At 55.8% G+C, this 16,701-nt stretch carries 13 protein-coding genes; 9 read left to right on the top strand and 4 right to left on the bottom strand.

The window, feature by feature from the left end:
- Positions 1 to 242: 242 nt before the first annotated feature.
- The 5 genes from ssuE to ssuB are packed head-to-tail and all read left to right on the top strand — an operon-like array spanning position 243 to position 4,483.
- Positions 243 to 818, top strand: coding sequence for an NADPH-dependent FMN reductase (ssuE, locus tag ACWKXN_RS02020; RefSeq protein ID WP_454543247.1), 576 nt, complete (start codon positions 243 to 245; stop codon positions 816 to 818).
- Positions 811 to 1,773 carry a sulfonate ABC transporter substrate-binding protein gene (locus tag ACWKXN_RS02015; RefSeq protein ID WP_039261603.1) on the top strand — a complete coding sequence of 321 codons (963 nt, stop codon included), beginning with the start codon at positions 811 to 813 and terminating at the stop codon, positions 1,771 to 1,773. Before ssuE ends, ACWKXN_RS02015 begins: the two co-directional genes overlap by 8 nt.
- Entirely contained in the window at positions 1,770 to 2,915 is a 1,146-nt protein-coding gene (ssuD, locus tag ACWKXN_RS02010) for an FMNH2-dependent alkanesulfonate monooxygenase (RefSeq protein WP_454543246.1), read from the top strand. Before ACWKXN_RS02015 ends, ssuD begins: the two co-directional genes overlap by 4 nt.
- Positions 2,916 to 2,924: 9 nt before the next feature.
- Positions 2,925 to 3,716, top strand: coding sequence for an aliphatic sulfonate ABC transporter permease SsuC (ssuC, locus tag ACWKXN_RS02005; RefSeq protein WP_115874645.1), 792 nt, complete (start codon positions 2,925 to 2,927; stop codon positions 3,714 to 3,716).
- The gene (gene ssuB / locus ACWKXN_RS02000; protein WP_032658179.1) at positions 3,713 to 4,483 is read left to right on the top strand and encodes an aliphatic sulfonates ABC transporter ATP-binding protein; all 771 of its coding nucleotides are present in this window, start codon (positions 3,713 to 3,715) and stop codon (positions 4,481 to 4,483) included. The genes ssuC and ssuB overlap by 4 nt, the downstream gene beginning before the upstream one ends.
- Positions 4,484 to 4,579: 96 nt before the next feature.
- Here ssuB and pepN read toward each other — a convergent pair whose 3' ends face one another.
- Positions 4,580 to 7,192 (bottom strand): aminopeptidase N, encoded by a 2,613-nt coding sequence (pepN, locus tag ACWKXN_RS01995; RefSeq protein ID WP_454543245.1) that lies wholly within the window; start codon positions 7,190 to 7,192, stop codon positions 4,580 to 4,582.
- Between the two features lie 254 nt (positions 7,193 to 7,446).
- Between pepN and pncB the strand changes: the two genes are divergently transcribed.
- The 4 genes from pncB to aspC all read left to right on the top strand — a co-directional run bounded on the left by pncB (position 7,447) and on the right by aspC (position 13,277).
- The gene (gene pncB, locus ACWKXN_RS01990; RefSeq protein WP_454543244.1) at positions 7,447 to 8,649 is read left to right on the top strand and encodes a nicotinate phosphoribosyltransferase; all 1,203 of its coding nucleotides are present in this window, start codon (positions 7,447 to 7,449) and stop codon (positions 8,647 to 8,649) included.
- A 166-nt stretch (positions 8,650 to 8,815) separates the two neighbouring features.
- Positions 8,816 to 10,216 (top strand): asparagine--tRNA ligase, encoded by a 1,401-nt coding sequence (gene asnS, locus ACWKXN_RS01985; RefSeq protein ID WP_033145107.1) that lies wholly within the window; start codon positions 8,816 to 8,818, stop codon positions 10,214 to 10,216.
- 606 nt (positions 10,217 to 10,822) lie between these two features.
- A complete protein-coding gene (locus tag ACWKXN_RS01980) occupies positions 10,823 to 11,902 on the top strand; it encodes a porin (protein ID WP_274621618.1) in 1,080 nt (359 codons plus the stop codon).
- 184 nt (positions 11,903 to 12,086) lie between these two features.
- A complete protein-coding gene (gene aspC / locus ACWKXN_RS01975; protein ID WP_033145106.1) occupies positions 12,087 to 13,277 on the top strand; it encodes an aspartate transaminase in 1,191 nt (396 codons plus the stop codon).
- Positions 13,278 to 13,325: 48 nt separating this feature from the next.
- Here aspC and ACWKXN_RS01970 read toward each other — a convergent pair whose 3' ends face one another.
- From ACWKXN_RS01970 to ldtD, 3 genes are all read right to left on the bottom strand, one after another.
- Complete coding sequence (locus ACWKXN_RS01970) at positions 13,326 to 13,973, bottom strand: MBL fold metallo-hydrolase (RefSeq protein WP_033145105.1); 648 nt, start codon at positions 13,971 to 13,973, stop codon at positions 13,326 to 13,328.
- 20 nt (positions 13,974 to 13,993) lie between these two features.
- Positions 13,994 to 14,545 carry a YcbK family protein gene (locus ACWKXN_RS01965; RefSeq protein WP_033145104.1) on the bottom strand — a complete coding sequence of 184 codons (552 nt, stop codon included), beginning with the start codon at positions 14,543 to 14,545 and terminating at the stop codon, positions 13,994 to 13,996.
- 174 nt (positions 14,546 to 14,719) lie between these two features.
- The gene (ldtD, locus tag ACWKXN_RS01960) at positions 14,720 to 16,543 is read right to left on the bottom strand and encodes a L,D-transpeptidase (RefSeq protein ID WP_454543243.1); all 1,824 of its coding nucleotides are present in this window, start codon (positions 16,541 to 16,543) and stop codon (positions 14,720 to 14,722) included.
- Positions 16,544 to 16,701 lie beyond the last annotated feature (158 nt).

Below are 16,701 nucleotides of genomic sequence, written 5' to 3'. Positions count from 1 at the left end.
CCTGGATTCCCGGTGTGCAAACCGGGAGGGGATTATGGGCGATCCACGCGCGAAAGGGAATTGACCTGCGGCAAAAAATCAGCGTAAAACGCAATCGTTTACCTCCCCCGTCTATTTCTTATGCACTTTTTCGCATTTTAATTGCAGATAAATCATTTAGTGGAATAACCGCGCGGTGTCACACTCCTGAAAATTGTTATGAATGTTAGATAAAAGCAAACAATTGGTTATAAGGAGGAAGTATGCGCGTCATTACCCTGGCCGGAAGTCCACGATTCCCTTCGCGCTCCAGCGCCCTGCTGGAATATGCCCGCGAAAAACTCAATGCCCTGGATGTGGAAGTGTGCCACTGGAACCTGCATAACTTCGAACCTGAAGATCTGCTCTACGCCCGCTTCGACAGCCCAGCGCTAAAAACGCTCATCGAGCAGCTTAACGGCGCTGACGGCTTAATTGTGGCCACGCCTATTTATAAAGCCTCTTTTTCCGGGGCGCTGAAAACCCTGCTCGATCTGCTTCCGGAACGCGCCCTGGACGGCAAAGTCGTGCTGCCGCTGGCAACGGGCGGTACGGTTGCCCATTTACTGGTCGTGGATTATGCCCTGAAGCCGGTGCTGAACGCGCTGAAAGCGCAGGAGATCCTCCACGGCGTTTTCGCAGATGACTCCCAGGTTATCGATTATCAACATAAACCTCATTTTACGCCGAACCTGCAAACCCGCCTCGATACTGCCCTGGAAACCTTCTGGCATGCCCTGCACCGCCGGGATATCCAGGCCCCGGCGTTTGGTCAGCCTCAAGGAGTCGCACATGTTTAAAACGTTAACCCGCATCGGCCTGGCAGGTCTGATGGCGCTTACCTCGCTGGCCCATGCCGCAGAAGCGGCTCCGGAAAGTTTGCGCATTGGCTATCAGAAAGGCAGCGTCAGCATGGTGCTGGCGAAAAGCCATCAGCTTCTGGAAAAACGCTTCCCGGACACCAAATTCTCCTGGGTGGAGTTCCCGGCTGGCCCGCAGATGCTGGAGGCCCTGAACGTCGGCAGTATCGATCTCGGCAGCACGGGTGATATTCCGCCGATATTCGCCCAGGCGGCGGGAGCGGACCTCGTCTATGTTGGCGTTGAGCCGCCCAAACCGAAGGCCGAAGTGATTCTGGTGCCTGAAAACAGCGATATTAAAAGCGTCGCCGACCTCAAAGGGCATAAAGTGGCTTTCCAGAAAGGTTCCAGCTCGCACAACCTGCTGCTGCGTGCCCTGCAGGAAGCCGGGCTCAAGTTCACTGACATTCAGCCCGTTTACCTGACGCCTGCCGACGCCCGCGCCGCGTTCCAGCAGAAGAACGTTGATGCCTGGGCCATCTGGGATCCGTACTACTCCGCCGCATTGCTACAGGGCGGCGTTCGCGTGCTGAAAGACGGTACCACGCTGAAGCAGACCGGCTCGTTCTATCTGGCCGCGCGTCCTTATGCGGAAAAGAACGGCGCATTTATCCAGGGCGTACTGGATACCTTTACCCAGGCCGATGCGCTGACCCAGACCCAGCGTCAGGAGAGCATTGCCCTGCTGGCGAAAACCATGGGCTTACCTGAGCCGGTGATCGCGAGCTATCTCAACCACCGTCCGCCGACCACCATTACGCCCGTGGACGCGCACGTCGCCGCGCTTCAGCAACAAACGGCTGACCTTTTCTATCAAAACCACCTGGTGCCAAAACAGGTCACTATTCGCGAACGCATCTGGCAGCCCGCAGGCAAAGAAGGAGCTAAATCATGAGTCTGAATCTTTTCTGGTTTTTACCCACCCACGGTGATGGACACTATCTTGGTACAGAAGAGGGCTCGCGCCCGGTTGACCACGGCTACCTGCAGCAGATTGCGCAGGCGGCGGACCGAATCGGTTTCACCGGAGTGCTGATCCCGACCGGACGTTCATGTGAAGATGCCTGGCTGGTCGCCGCGTCGATGATCCCGGTCACCCAGCGTCTGAAGTTCCTGGTTGCCTTACGCCCGAGCGTGGTCTCCCCCACCGTGGCGGCGCGTCAGGCGGCAACGCTGGACAGGCTGTCCAACGGCCGCGCCCTGTTTAACCTGGTGACGGGCAGCGATCCGCAGGAGCTGGCGGGCGATGGGGTGTTCCTCGACCATACCGAGCGCTACGAAGCTTCCGCCGAGTTCACCCGCGTCTGGCGACATCTGCTGGAAGGTGAAACCGTCACCTTTGAAGGCAAGCATATTCACGTTCGTGACGCGAAGCTCTACTTCCCGCCGGTGCAGCAGCCGCGACCGCCGCTCTATTTTGGCGGATCGTCGGACGTAGCCCAGGATCTGGCGGCAGAGCAGGTCGATCTCTATCTGACCTGGGGCGAACCGACTGAGCTGGTGAAAGAAAAAATTGCCCAGGTACGCGCTAAGGCGGCCGCCCATGGTCGCAAGGTGCGCTTCGGCATTCGCCTGCACGTAATTGTGCGGGAAACCAATGAAGAAGCCTGGCAGGCCGCCGACCGCCTGATCTCCCACCTGGACGATGAGACCATCGCCAGGGCGCAGGCCGCGTTTGCGAAAACCGACTCCGTCGGACAGCACCGAATGGCGTCCCTGCACAACGGCAAGCGCGAGAACCTGGAGATCAGCCCGAACCTGTGGGCGGGCGTTGGCCTGGTGCGCGGCGGTGCGGGCACGGCGCTGGTCGGCGACGGACCGACCGTAGCCGCCCGGATTAATGAATACGCAGACCTGGGTATCGACAGCTTTATTCTCTCCGGTTATCCGCATCTGGAAGAGGCGTACAAGGTGGGCGAGCTGTTATTCCCGCATCTGGATGTCGCCATCCCGGAGATTCCGCAGCCGCAGCGGCTTCAGCTTCAGGGCGAAGCCGTGGCGAACGAGTTTATTCCACGCAAAGCCGCACAGAGCTAAGGAGTGACCATGTCTGCCACCTCCCAAAAATGGCTGCTGCGCGCCGCGCCGTGGTTTTTACCCGTCGGCATTGTGGCTCTCTGGCAGCTCGCGTCGTCCACCGGCTGGCTGTCGAGCCGCATTCTGCCCTCTCCGGAGGGTGTTGTAGAAGCGTTCTGGTCGCTGAGCGTCAGCGGTGAGCTGTGGCAGCACCTGGCGATCAGCTCCTGGCGCGCGGCGATCGGGTTTTCCATCGGCGGCAGCATCGGTCTGGTTCTGGGCCTGATCAGCGGCCTCTCCCGCTGGGGCGAGCGGCTGCTGGATACGTCGATACAGATGCTGCGCAACGTGCCGCATCTGGCGCTGATCCCGCTGGTTATCCTGTGGTTTGGCATTGATGAGAGCGCTAAGATCTTCCTCGTGGCGCTGGGCACATTGTTCCCGATTTATATCAACACCTGGCACGGCATCCGCAATATCGATCGCGGTCTGGTGGAGATGGCGCGCAGCTATGGCTTATCGGGTTTTTCCCTCTTTATTCACGTGATTCTGCCGGGCGCCCTGCCCTCCATTATGGTCGGGGTGCGTTTTGCGCTCGGCCTGATGTGGCTGACGCTGATTGTGGCGGAGACCATCTCGGCCAACTCAGGTATTGGCTATCTGGCGATGAACGCCCGCGAATTCCTGCAAACGGACGTGGTGGTGGTTGCCATCATTCTGTATGCCCTGCTCGGCAAGCTCGCCGACGTCAGCGCCCAGTGGCTGGAGCGCAGCTGGCTGCGCTGGAACCCGGCCTATACCCTTCAGGAGGCGAAAGCATGAATACTGCACGACTGAACCAGGGAACGCCGTTACTGCTGAACGGCGTGACCAAACGCTACGGCGAAAACACCATTCTTAACGGGCTGGATCTGCATATTCCCGCCGGACAATTTGTGGCCGTTGTCGGGCGCAGCGGCGGCGGCAAGAGTACCCTGCTACGACTTCTGGCCGGACTGGAAGCCCCCAACGGCGGTGACATTCTGGCAGGAACGACGCCGCTTTCGAATATTCAGGACGATACCCGCATGATGTTTCAGGATGCACGCCTGCTGCCGTGGAAAACGGTTATCGACAATGTCGGGCTCGGTCTTAAGGGCAGCTGGCGGGATGAAGCCCGCCAGGCGCTGGCCGCCGTTGGGCTGGAAAATCGTGCGGGTGAATGGCCTGCCGCCCTCTCGGGCGGGCAGAAGCAGCGCGTGGCGCTGGCGCGGGCGTTGATTCACCGTCCGGGCCTGCTGTTGCTTGATGAACCGCTCGGCGCGCTCGACGCCCTGACGCGGATCGAAATGCAGGATTTGATTGGATCCCTTTGGCAGGCGCACGGCTTTACGGTACTGCTGGTGACGCATGACGTGAGCGAGGCCGTCGCGATGGCTGACCGGGTGCTGTTAATAGAGGACGGGAAAATAGGTCTGGATCTGACGGTGGATCTTCCGCGGCCTCGTCGCGTGGGCTCGGCAAGGCTGGCGGAGCTGGAAGCTGAGGTATTGGATCGGGTGATGAAGCGCGGGGGGACGGAGTTACAGCGAGCCAAGGCTAATGCCTGATGCCCTCACCCCGGCCCTCTCCCACGGGGAGAAAACACTAAAAACGGCAACCGAGGTTGCCGTTCTGCTTTTACCTGCCCACAGGGCAATTTTTTATTACGCTAAGGCCTTAGCAATCTTCTCGTACAGATCGCCAGACAGGTTCTCCAGCCCTTTCAGCTGCTCAAGCGCGGCGCGCATCTTCGCCTGACGCTTCGCATCGTAGCGTTTCAGACGGATCAGCGGCTCAATCAGGCGCGACGCCACCTGCGGGTTACGGCTGTTCAGCTCGGTCAGCATTTCCACCATGAACTGATACCCGCTGCCGTCTTCGGCGTGGAACGCGGCCGGGTTGCTGCTGGCAAACGCGCCAATCAGAGAACGCACGCGGTTTGGGTTGCTCAGGGTAAAGGAGCGATGCTTCAGCAGGCTGCGCACGTTGCTGAGCGCATCGGCCGCCGGGCTGGTCGCCTGCAGGATGAACCATTTGTCCATCACCAGGCCATCCTGATGCCACTTGTCGTCGTACTCCTGCATTAACGCATCACGGCACGGCAGTTCAGCGGCAACGCTTGCACCCAGCGCGGCCAGGGCGTCGGTCATGTTATCCGCTTCGTGGTACTGCTTGCTCACCAGGGTGTTCGCCAGCTCGGTTTCACCAAACGCCAGATAGCGCAGGCAGGTATTGCGCAGAGAACGTTTGCCAATGTCCGCGTGCTCAACGCGATAAGCGTCAAGCTTGTTGGCGTTATATATAGCCAGGAACTCATCGGCCAGCTCTGCAGCCAGCGTACGGGTCAACGCTTCACGCACCGCCACGATGGCAATCGGGTCGATGATGTCAAACAGCTCGGCGATTTCAGTCGCTGACGGCAGGGTCAGAATTTCAGCGGCCAGGGCCGGGTCAATCTTCTCATCCAGCAGGATCGCGCGGAACGCGTCAGCCACATGGACAGGCAGCGACAGCGGCTGGCCCTGCTGATGGCGGTTTACGTTGAGCTTGATGTAGGTCGCCAGCAGGCTTTGCGCCGCGTCCCAGCGGGAGAAGTCGTTACGCGCGTGACGCATCAGGAACGTCAGTTGCTGATCGCTCCACTTGTATTCCAGCTTCACCGGCGCGGAGAATTCGCACAGCAGCGCAGGCACCGGCTGGAAGTAGACGTTATCGAAGATAAAGGTCTGTTCGGCCTGAGTCACGTTCAGCACGTGGTGTACCGGGTGGCCGCCCTTCTGGAGCGGGATGACTTTGCCTTCGTTATCGTACAGCTCAATGCTGAACGGAATATGCAACGGATATTTCTCTTCCTGCTCCGCCGTCGGCGGCGTGCGCTGGCTGATGGTCAGGGTGTACTGCTCGGTTTCCGGATTGTAATCGTCTTTGACGGTGACAACCGGCGTCCCGGCCTGGCTGTACCAGCGGCGGAAGTGAGAGAGATCGACATTAGAGGCATCTTCCATAGCCTGCACAAAATCGTCGCAGGTGGCCGCGCTGCCGTCATGACGCTCGAAGTACAGCTGCATCCCTTTCTGGAAGTTCTCCTCGCCCAGAAGGGTGTGGATCATGCGGATAATTTCAGCGCCCTTCTCGTACACCGTCAGGGTGTAGAAGTTGTTCATCTCGATGACTTTATCCGGGCGGATCGGGTGCGCCATTGGGCTGGCATCTTCCGCAAACTGCAGGCCACGCATGGTACGCACGTTGTTGATGCGGTTCACCGCGCGTGAACCCAGATCGGAGCTGAACTCCTGATCGCGGAAGACGGTCAGGCCCTCTTTCAGGCTCAGCTGGAACCAGTCGCGGCAGGTGACGCGGTTACCGGTCCAGTTGTGGAAATATTCGTGGCCGATAACGCGTTCGATATCGAGGTAGTCTTTGTCCGTTGCGGTATCGGTACGCGCCAGCACGTATTTGGAGTTAAAGACGTTAAGGCCTTTGTTCTCCATTGCGCCCATGTTGAAGAAATCGACGGCGACGATCATATAGATGTCGAGGTCATATTCGAGGCCGAAGCGCTCCTCGTCCCACTTCATGGAGTTGATGAGGGAGGTCATCGCCCACGGCGCGCGGTCAAGGTTGCCGCGGTCAACAAACAGCTCCAGCGCCACCTCGCGGCCTGAGCGCGTTTTGAAGATGTCGCGCAGCACGTCGAAGTCCCCCGCCACCAGCGCAAACAGGTAGCACGGTTTCGGGAAGGGATCCTGCCACAGCACCCAGTGACGGCCATTCTCCAGCTCGCCTTCGCCTACGCGGTTACCGTTAGAGAGCAGGAAGGGATACAGGGTTTTATCGGCGATGATTTTGGTGGTGAAGCGCGCCAAGACGTCCGGACGATCGAGATACCAGGTTATGTGGCGGAACCCTTCCGCTTCACACTGGGTACACAGCGCCACGCCCGACTGGTAAAGCCCTTCCAGCGCGGTGTTGGCGGCTGGGCTGATTTCATTCACGATGCGCAGCGTAAACTGTTCCGGCAGGTTGTCGATGACCAGCTGGTTGTTTTCTTCTTTATAGTCTGACCAGGCTTCATCATTAATATGCAGGGAGACCAGCGTCAGGTCTTCACCATCCAGACGCAGCGGCACCGCAGTTGCGCTATGGCGCGTCACCTGGCTCACCGCCGTGACAACGGTTTTTGTGGCATCCAGGTCAAAAGTCAGATCGATTTCGCTAATCAGGTAATCCGGCGCACGGTAGTCGTGGCGGTATTTGGCTTGTGGCTGTTGTGTCATAGAAAACCTTATGCATCGTTTGTCGAGTAACGTTTCAATATATTCCTGTTGCGCAAATCGCGCTATGCAGAATGTTCATCTTTTCAGGGTCAAAACCTTTTTTTGCTACATTTGTATAACACGGGGCACAAAATGCCCTCGACCATAAAACGCGCTTATGTTGTGATCGGGGTTCAATAAATCACTAAACAAGGTATACTCCGGAGTTGTTTATTGTACTAAACGCTCCTGTGAGAGGATGCTACTGCGCACCTATGACTCAATTCGCTTCTCCAGTTCTGCATACGTTGCTGGATACCGACGCGTATAAACTGCATATGCAGCAAGCCGTTTTCCACCACTACTATGACGTTCACGTCGCGGCGGAATTCCGCTGTCGTGGCGACGACTTGCTCGGTATCTACGCAGACGCCATTCGTGAACAGGTCGATGCTATGCAGCATCTGACGCTGCAGGACGAGGAATATCAGTGGCTTTCTGGCCTGCCTTTCTTCAAAGCCGACTACCTGAACTGGCTGCGCGATTTCCGCTATAAGCCGGAGCAGGTCAGCGTGGTTAACGATAATGGCAAGCTGGATATTCGCCTTGAAGGTCCGTGGCGGGAAGTGATCATGTGGGAAGTGCCGCTTCTGGCGGTGATCAGTGAACTGGCTCACCGCTACCGTTCGCCGGAAAAAGGCGTCGAGCAGGCGGTCGCCGCGCTGGAAAATAAACTCGCAGCCTTCTCCACGCTGACCGAAGGGCTGGACTTGTCCCGCTTCCGCCTGATGGACTTTGGCACGCGTCGCCGTTTCTCGCGTGACGTTCAGGAGGCCATCGTTAAACGTCTGCAGCAGGAGCCGTGGTTCGTGGGCACCAGCAACTACGATCTGGCACGCCGCCTCAGCCTGACGCCAATGGGCACCCAGGCACACGAGTGGTTCCAGGCGCATCAGCAGATCAGCCTCGATCTGGCTAACAGCCAGCGCGCGGCGCTGGCCGCATGGCTTGAAGAGTACCCGAATCAGCTCGGAATTGCCCTCACCGACTGTATTACGATGGATGCTTTCCTGCGCGACTTTGGTCCCGAGTTCGCTGAACGTTACCAGGGATTACGGCACGACTCCGGGGATCCGGTTGAATGGGGCGAGAAAGCCATTGCCCATTACGAAAAACTCGGCATTGACCCGATGAGCAAGGTGCTGGTCTTCTCGGATAATCTCGACCTGGCGAAAGCGGTCGACCTCTATCGTCATTTCAACACCCGTGTGAACCTGAGCTTCGGGATTGGTACCCGTCTGACCTGCGATATTCCTCAGGTAAAACCTCTGAATATCGTCATCAAACTGGTGGAATGTAACGGCAAGCCGGTGGCGAAACTCTCCGACAGCCCGGGTAAAACCATCTGCCATGACAAAGCATTTGTCCGCGCATTGCGTAAAGCGTTCGACCTCCCCTTGATCAAAAAAGCCAGTTAAGCGCTTACGGGAGCCTTTATGGCTCCCTTCTTATTATTTATTTCTCAATTCTTCTCTTTTGACTGCGAAATTTACTTGTCTGATAGCGGATGGCAGGTAACATAGATATCCCCCCATAAGGGTGGACAAGTGTTTATTTTTTCCGACTATTAACAGAGAGAATATTATGAGCGTTGTGCCTGTAGCCGACGTACTCCAGGGCCGTGTCGCCGTTGACCAGGAAGTCACCGTGCGCGGATGGGTGCGTACCCGCCGAGATTCTAAAGCTGGCATCTCCTTCCTCGCCGTCTATGACGGTTCCTGCTTTGATCCTGTACAGGCCGTCATTAATAATTCTCTGCCCAATTACAATGATGACGTTCTGCGACTGACAACGGGTTGCTCCGTCATTGTTACCGGCGTGGTTGTGGCTTCACCGGGTCAGGGCCAGAGCTTCGAAATTCAGGCCACTGCGATTGAAGTCACCGGCTGGGTTGAAGATCCGGATACCTATCCGATGGCGGCAAAACGCCACAGCATCGAATATCTGCGTGAAGTCGCCCACCTGCGTCCGCGTACCAACCTGATTGGTGCGGTGGCGCGCGTGCGTCATACGCTGGCGCAGGCGCTGCATCGTTTCTTCGATGAGCAGGGTTACTTCTGGGTGTCTACCCCGCTGATCACCGCGTCCGATACGGAAGGTGCCGGTGAGATGTTCCGCGTTTCGACGCTGGACATGGAAAACCTGCCGCGCACGCCTGAAGGTAAAGTGGACTATGACAAAGACTTCTTTGGTAAAGAAGCCTTCCTGACGGTATCTGGTCAGCTCAACGGCGAAACCTACGCCTGCGCGCTGTCTAAGATCTACACCTTTGGCCCAACCTTCCGCGCCGAAAACTCCAACACCAGCCGTCACCTGGCGGAATTCTGGATGCTGGAGCCTGAAGTGGCGTTCGCCAACCTCGACGATGTCGCTGGCCTGGCAGAAGCCATGCTGAAGTATGTGTTCAAAGCGGTGCTGGAAGAGCGTCCTGACGACATGAAATTCTTCGCAGAACGCGTAGACAGCGATGCTGTAGCGCGTCTGGAGCGTTTCGTCTCTGCCGACTTTGCGCAGGTGGACTATACCGACGCGGTGGCGATCCTCGAGAAATGCGGTGAGACGTTCGAGAACCCGGTTTACTGGGGCGTTGACCTGGCGTCTGAACACGAACGCTATCTGGCCGAGAAGCATTTCAAAGCGCCGGTTGTCGTTAAAAACTACCCGAAAGACATTAAGGCCTTCTATATGCGCCTTAACGAAGACGGTAAAACCGTGGCAGCGATGGACGTTCTGGCGCCGGGCATTGGTGAAATCATCGGTGGCTCTCAGCGTGAAGAACGTCTTGACGTGCTGGACGCGCGTATGGAAGAGATGGGGCTCAACCCAGCTGACTACAGCTGGTACCGAGATCTGCGTCGTTACGGTACCGTACCGCACGCCGGTTTTGGTCTGGGCTTCGAGCGTCTGATTGCCTACGTTACCGGTGTTCAGAACGTACGTGACGTGATTCCTTTCCCACGTACTCCACGTAACGCCAGCTTCTAATCGGTATAAGACTGAAATGGCCAGCAGATGCTGGCCATTATTTTATTCTGTATTGTCAGTTTTCGTCAGCGCAAAGTCAGCGTCTTTAAACCTTCACCCCGTCACAACCACTACCTGTTACGTTTTGTTTCCGCGAAATATCCAGCCACAAAAAATAAACCCCATTCTTATTGCGATTATTACATCCTCAAGCGATAGCACAAATTTCAACCACTTTTACAGCCGTCCGGAAGGCCTTTCGCAGTCATAAGAAAAAACAAGCCGTTTAGCGTCTGTTTATATGAATCGCCTTTATCTCAATTAATCATAAGGAATTCATATATATAGGATATGGCTTGCTGTTTAATTCGCCAGGTCGTTCTGAAGTTTGAGGTGGTTCACAAAGTTCCCAAAAATACATATTTAGTTACATATATTTTCTTTCGGTTACTTAATCTTGAGAATTGTAGCACTTTCAGGCTAGCGAAACGCTTCGCCGAATGGAAAGATGCCTGTCAGATACATAAAGACACCAAACTCTCATCAATAGTTCCGGAAATATTTATTGACAGAATTTATTGACGGCAGTGGCGAGTGTCATAAAAAAACCAATGAGGGTAATAAATAATGATGAAGCGCAATATTCTGGCAGTGGTAATCCCTGCCCTGCTGGTAGCCGGTGCAGCTAACGCTGCAGAAATCTATAACAAGAACGGCAACAAGCTGGACTTCTACGGTAAAGTTGTGGGCGAACACGGCTTCACCACTTCTGGCGAACACAAAAACGCAGACTCCTCTTACGGCCAGATCGGCTTTAAAGGCGAAACTCAGGTTAACGAAAACCTGATCGGTTACGGTCAGTGGGAATACCGTGCGAAAGCTGGTGCAGCTGAAGGCGACCAGACTAACGTAACGCGTCTGGCATTCGCAGGTATCAAAGTTTCTGAAGCAGGTTCTCTGGACTACGGTCGTAACTACGGTATCGTTTACGACGTAGAATCCTACACCGATATGGCTCCGTCCTTCTCTGGCGAAACCTGGGGTGGTGGCTATGTTGATAACTACATGACCAGCCGTTCTACTGGCCTGCTGACCTACCGTAACAACAACTTCTTCGGTCTGGTTGATGGTCTGAACTTTGGCGTTCAGTACCAGGGTAAAAACGACCGTAGCGATCTGCGTAAAGCGAACGGTGACGGCGTTGGTCTGTCCCTGGGCTACGAGTTCGGCGAAGGCTTCGGTCTGATCGGTGCATACAGCACTGCAAACCGTACTCTGGATCAGAAAGAAGATGGTAAAGGCGATAAAGCTGAGTCCTGGGCAGTTGGCGCGAAATATGACGCGAACAACATCTACCTGGCGACCGTTTACGCTGAAACCCGCAACATGAGCATCCTGGGTGATAGTACAGCGACTGTGTACGACGTTGCTAACAAGACCCAGAACTTTGAAGTTATCGCTCAGTACCAGTTCGACTTCGGCCTGCGTCCTTCCGTTTCTTACGTTCAGTCCAAAGGTAAAGACCTGAACGGCATCGGCGACCGTGACCTGGCGAAATACATCACCACTGGTGCGACTTACTACTTCAACAAGAACTTCAACGTGTACGGTGACTACCGCTTCAACCTGCTGGACGACAAAGATGCGTCCACCAGTTGGGTTGGCTCTGACAACCAGGCTACCGTTGGCGTAACCTACCAGTTCTAATCAGTACACCACTTTGTTATATGCTTAATGAACAGGGCTTCGGCCCTGTTTTTTTATGCGTGACAGAAAATAATGGCGACTTTTGAAAAGCCGCACGCTTTTCGTCGCAAACGGTTGGCATTTTGTAAATCTACCGTTAACCTGATAGCGGATTTCACTTCTGTAATCACAATGGAACTTCGTCATGTTTGAGAACATTACCGCCGCTCCTGCCGACCCTATTCTGGGCCTGGCCGATCTGTTTCGTGCCGACGACCGCCCTGGCAAAATCAACCTGGGTATTGGTGTATATAAAGATGAAACCGGCAAAACTCCGGTACTGACCAGCGTTAAGAAAGCTGAGCAGTATCTGCTGGAAAACGAAACCACCAAAAACTACCTCGGTATTGATGGTATCCCTGAGTTTGGTCGCTGCACCCAGGAGCTGCTGTTCGGTAAAGGCAGCGCAATTGTGAGTGACAAACGTGCCCGTACAGCACAGACCCCAGGCGGTACCGGTGCGCTGCGCGTAGCGGCGGATTTCCTTGCGAAAAACACCTCTGTTAAACGCGTATGGGTGAGCAACCCAAGCTGGCCGAACCACAAGAGCGTGTTTAACTCTGCGGGTCTGGAAGTGCGTGAATATGCATACTACGACGCGGCAAACCACTCTCTCGACTTTGACGGCCTGCTGGCGAGCCTGAGCGAAGCGCAGGCAGGTGACGTGGTTCTGTTCCACGGCTGCTGCCACAACCCAACCGGTATCGATCCGACGCTTGAGCAGTGGCAACACCTGGCGAAGCTGTCCGTTGAAAAAGGCTGGCTGCCGCTGTTTGACTTTGCCTACCAGGGCTTTGCCCGTGGTCTGGAAGAAGATGCCGAAGGCCTGCGCGCGTTCGCAGCCGTTCACCAGGAGCTGATTGTCGCAAGCTCGTATTCCAAGAACTTCGGTCTGTACAATGAGCGCGTGGGTGCCTGTACGCTGGTTGCCGCTAACGAAGAGACTGTCGATCGCGCGTTCAGCCAGATGAAATCGGTTATCCGCGCTAACTACTCTAACCCACCGGCACACGGTGCGTCTGTTGTTGCCACTATCCTGAGCAACGATGCGCTGCGCGCTATCTGGGAACAAGAGCTGAACGATATGCGTCAACGTATTCAGCGCATGCGCCTGCTGTTTGTGAACACACTGGCTGAGAAAGGCGCGGACCGCGACTTCAGCTTTATTATCAAACAGAACGGCATGTTCTCGTTCAGCGGCCTGACCAAAGAGCAGGTTCTGCGTCTGCGTGAAGAGTTTGGCGTGTACGCCGTGGCCTCAGGCCGCGTGAACGTTGCAGGCATGACGCCTGACAACATGGCGCCACTGTGCGAAGCGATTGTCGCCGTACTGTAATTTGCGTCCATAAAAAAGCCTGCATTATGCAGGCTTTTTTTATTCTGGTTACCAGACAGGCATCTCATCCTGAAGGAACGGATTATGGAGCCGTTCGTAGCCCAGCGTCGACATCGGACCGTGTCCAGGGATAAACGTAACGTCATCACCCAGCGGCAATAACTTTTGCTTAATCGACTGAATCAGCTGCCCGTGATCGCCGCGCGGAAAATCGCTGCGTCCTACGCCACCTTTGAAGATCACATCGCCGGAAATCAGCAGACGGGACTGGTCATCAAAGAAGACGATATGGCCTGGCGTATGCCCAGGACAATGCAACACCTGTAAAGTCACATTCCCTACGTTAACGCGCTCTCCTTCGTTCAGCCAGCGATCGGGCGTCAGGGGCTGACACTCATCAAGGCCAAACATGCGGCTTTGGGCGGGTAACCCCTGCAGCCAGAACTCATCTTCTTTTTCCGGACCGACGATCGGCACACCGTAGTGTTTAGCGAGTTCAGCCGCTGCACCCACATGGTCGAGGTGACCGTGCGTCAGTAAAATCTGCATGAGCGTCACGCCGCTGTCGGCGACTTCCTGCTTGATTTTCTCAGCGTCACCGCCGGGATCGACAAGCGCGGCCAGTTTAGTCTGTTCGCACCAGATCAATGAACAATTCTGGGAGAACGCGGTAACCGGAATAATACGATAGTTCATACTGCTCCTGTGTTTCGTTATTACCAGTGCCGAACCGGACCGGTATCAATATGCACAAAGTTGCTGCTGGGGTAATATCCTACACCACCTGCGCGCATAGATAACGCGGCTTTGCGAATATTGGCTAACGAAACGCCTTCAATATGGAAATCCATTGCCTGTCCCTTCGTGTGATAGCTTTTTTTGGCTACCCCGCGACTGTGGGCGCGCAGTTCATTATTGGTATCAATCGAACGATAGCCAGAAATGAGCTGCACCGGCCTGCTGGTGCCCAGCAGGCCCTGAAGGCGGAAAATCTGATCAAACAGTCCTGGATCGATGGCTTTTATTTTATTCGCGCGGAAATCACGGAAAAAATGGTTAAGTCTTGCTAATTCATCCTGAATATAGCCTCTGCCATCGAAAAACTCCGCTTTTAGCGACTCACCGGTATGCAGGTTGTTGAGCGTTAAAACTCGCGGACGAGGTGTCGAGAGGGTGGCAAATGCTGGCGTCGGCAGGATGGCCGCTGCGCCAAGCGCAACACCACCTAACGCCAGCAGTTTGCGGCGATTAGCGTCAAATTTGTCCATGATAATCAGGTCTACAGGTAAAAGAAATCGTAATATGCTTAGCGCACGAAGGGCACCTTAACTGGCAAAACCAGGTACGTCAAGGCGCCCAACCCCAGTGAATACGCGGCTTACAGCGATATTGCCCCCTATTCACCCTAACTTACGACAATCATTTTTCCCGAACTGCTTCATTTACCTGATTAATTGTTCCGCTTTTGGCAAAATTTGTGCGCCGGATCGCGCGGTGAGATCATAATTGTAAATATCTGTACGATACTGGGTACGCCCGTCCTCACCCACAAATGCCGTCAGATAGTAAAGATTGACCGGAATATTGTGGCGAATATTCACGTAACGCGTATCCCCCTGCTTCAGGGCATCCGAGATACGCGTGTCGTTCCAGCCCGCATCCTGCAACAGCATATTGGCCAGCTCCGAGGCTTTGTTCACGCGCACGCAGCCAGAACTCAGCGCGCGCGTATCTTTCTGGAACAGATTGTGGTTCGGCGTATCGTGCAGATAAATAGCTTCTGAACTCGGCATGTTGAATTTGTAGCGCCCTAAAGAGTTATGCGCTCCGGGAGCCTGCTGGAAGCGGAACGGCAGATTCGACGCTGTGATGGTCGACCAGTCGACCATATAAGGATCGATGGCCTCTTTACTGTTCCATCCACGCATCACCGTGTAGCCATGACGCTCCAGATAACCCGGATCGTTCCAGACCTTCGGCAGAATGTCTTTACGCGCCAGCGTCGGCGGCACGTTCCACGGCGGGTTAACCACCACGTTATTCAGCGCGCTGCTCATCATCGGTGTTTTACGATCCGGACGCCCGACAATCACGCGCGACGCCAGCACTTCGCTGCCGTTCTGGTAATAGACCAGGGAATACGCCGGGATGTTAACCATAATTCCGGTAGAAAGCGTTCCCGGCAGCAAACGCAAACGCTGGATATTGAGCGCCAGCACCCCTGCCCGCTGCGCAGGCGATACGTTCAGCCAGTCGCGCGTCGTCTGGCCAATGACGCCATCGGCCCCCAGCCCCTGAGCGGTCTGAAACTGTTTAACGGCCGCAACCAGCTCGCGATCGTAAGCCGCGGGTTTGTTGCTCAGAACAACGGCTTTCTTCTCTTTCACAGGCGCTGACGGGCTGACGGCGACGCTTTGTGGATCGTCACCCGGGAGAACAATCTTTGGCCCGCCGTCAAGAAGACCGGAACGCGTCAGGATCTCGCGCAGGGCGGGCACATCGCTGCTCCACTGCCCCGGACGCAGCGTCGCGGTACCGCGCATCTGCGGCCATGGACGCGTGTCCCCCACCAGCGTGAGGAGCGACTGGTGCAGGGTGGCATAGTGTGGATGCGCCGGTGCCAGGCTGGCAATAAAACGCGGCAGTTCACCATTGTCCAGCGCGAGCTGCCACTGGTTAATCACCGACAGCGCCGGCGTCGCCAGCTTGTACGGCTTATCGCTGTACAGCCAGCGGTTGCCGTTGACCGGAATACCCGCCACGAACTGCAGGTAGCCCATCATGGCATCGGAAAGCACCACGTCACGCGCCTGCCCGGTGACGGCAGGATCGGTTAACAGCTCAACCCACTTTGTAAACTGCGGCTGAAACCCTGCAATCGCGACTTCCGCCAGCTGCTGCTGGAAGGCGCGCACGGCATCGCGGTTTTCCCACATCGGTTTCATATCGCGGGCGGCATAGAGGAGCGTGAGCTGGTTGATATAGACAGGCGTGTAGCCTGACGGCAGCCCCGACTGCAGCTGCTGGCTGAGCGATTCCGCGTCGATGCCTTCCGGCAGCGGTTTAATTCCGGCCATGATAGCCGTCGCCGGAGACTGGTCCAGCGGCTGGGACAACGACGTTGGCTGCGCGCCTGTCGTTGCCGAGCTGTCAGTCGGCACAATTTCAGGCTCGTCGGCCTGGGCGGTTAACAGCGGAGCAAACATCACTGCCAGGCATAAACTCAGCGCAGACAGCTGACGACCACATTCTTTCTTTAGCAACATCCCTTGCCCCCTGTTTTCACGACATGCCCATCACGCTGGGGCTTTCTTTCATTATAGGTAGACGGCTAAGCTGTTGCCTTACCTTATGTAAAGAAGTTTAAAGATAACGCAGCCCCAAGCACAAGTTAAGTTTAAAAAAAAAGCGGCGCCAGTGCGCC

The sequence above is a fragment of the Enterobacter sp. UPMP2060 genome, assembly GCF_053709655.1.
Note: the sequence above shows the minus strand (reverse complement) of the source record. Positions and strands in the feature narration are given on the sequence as shown.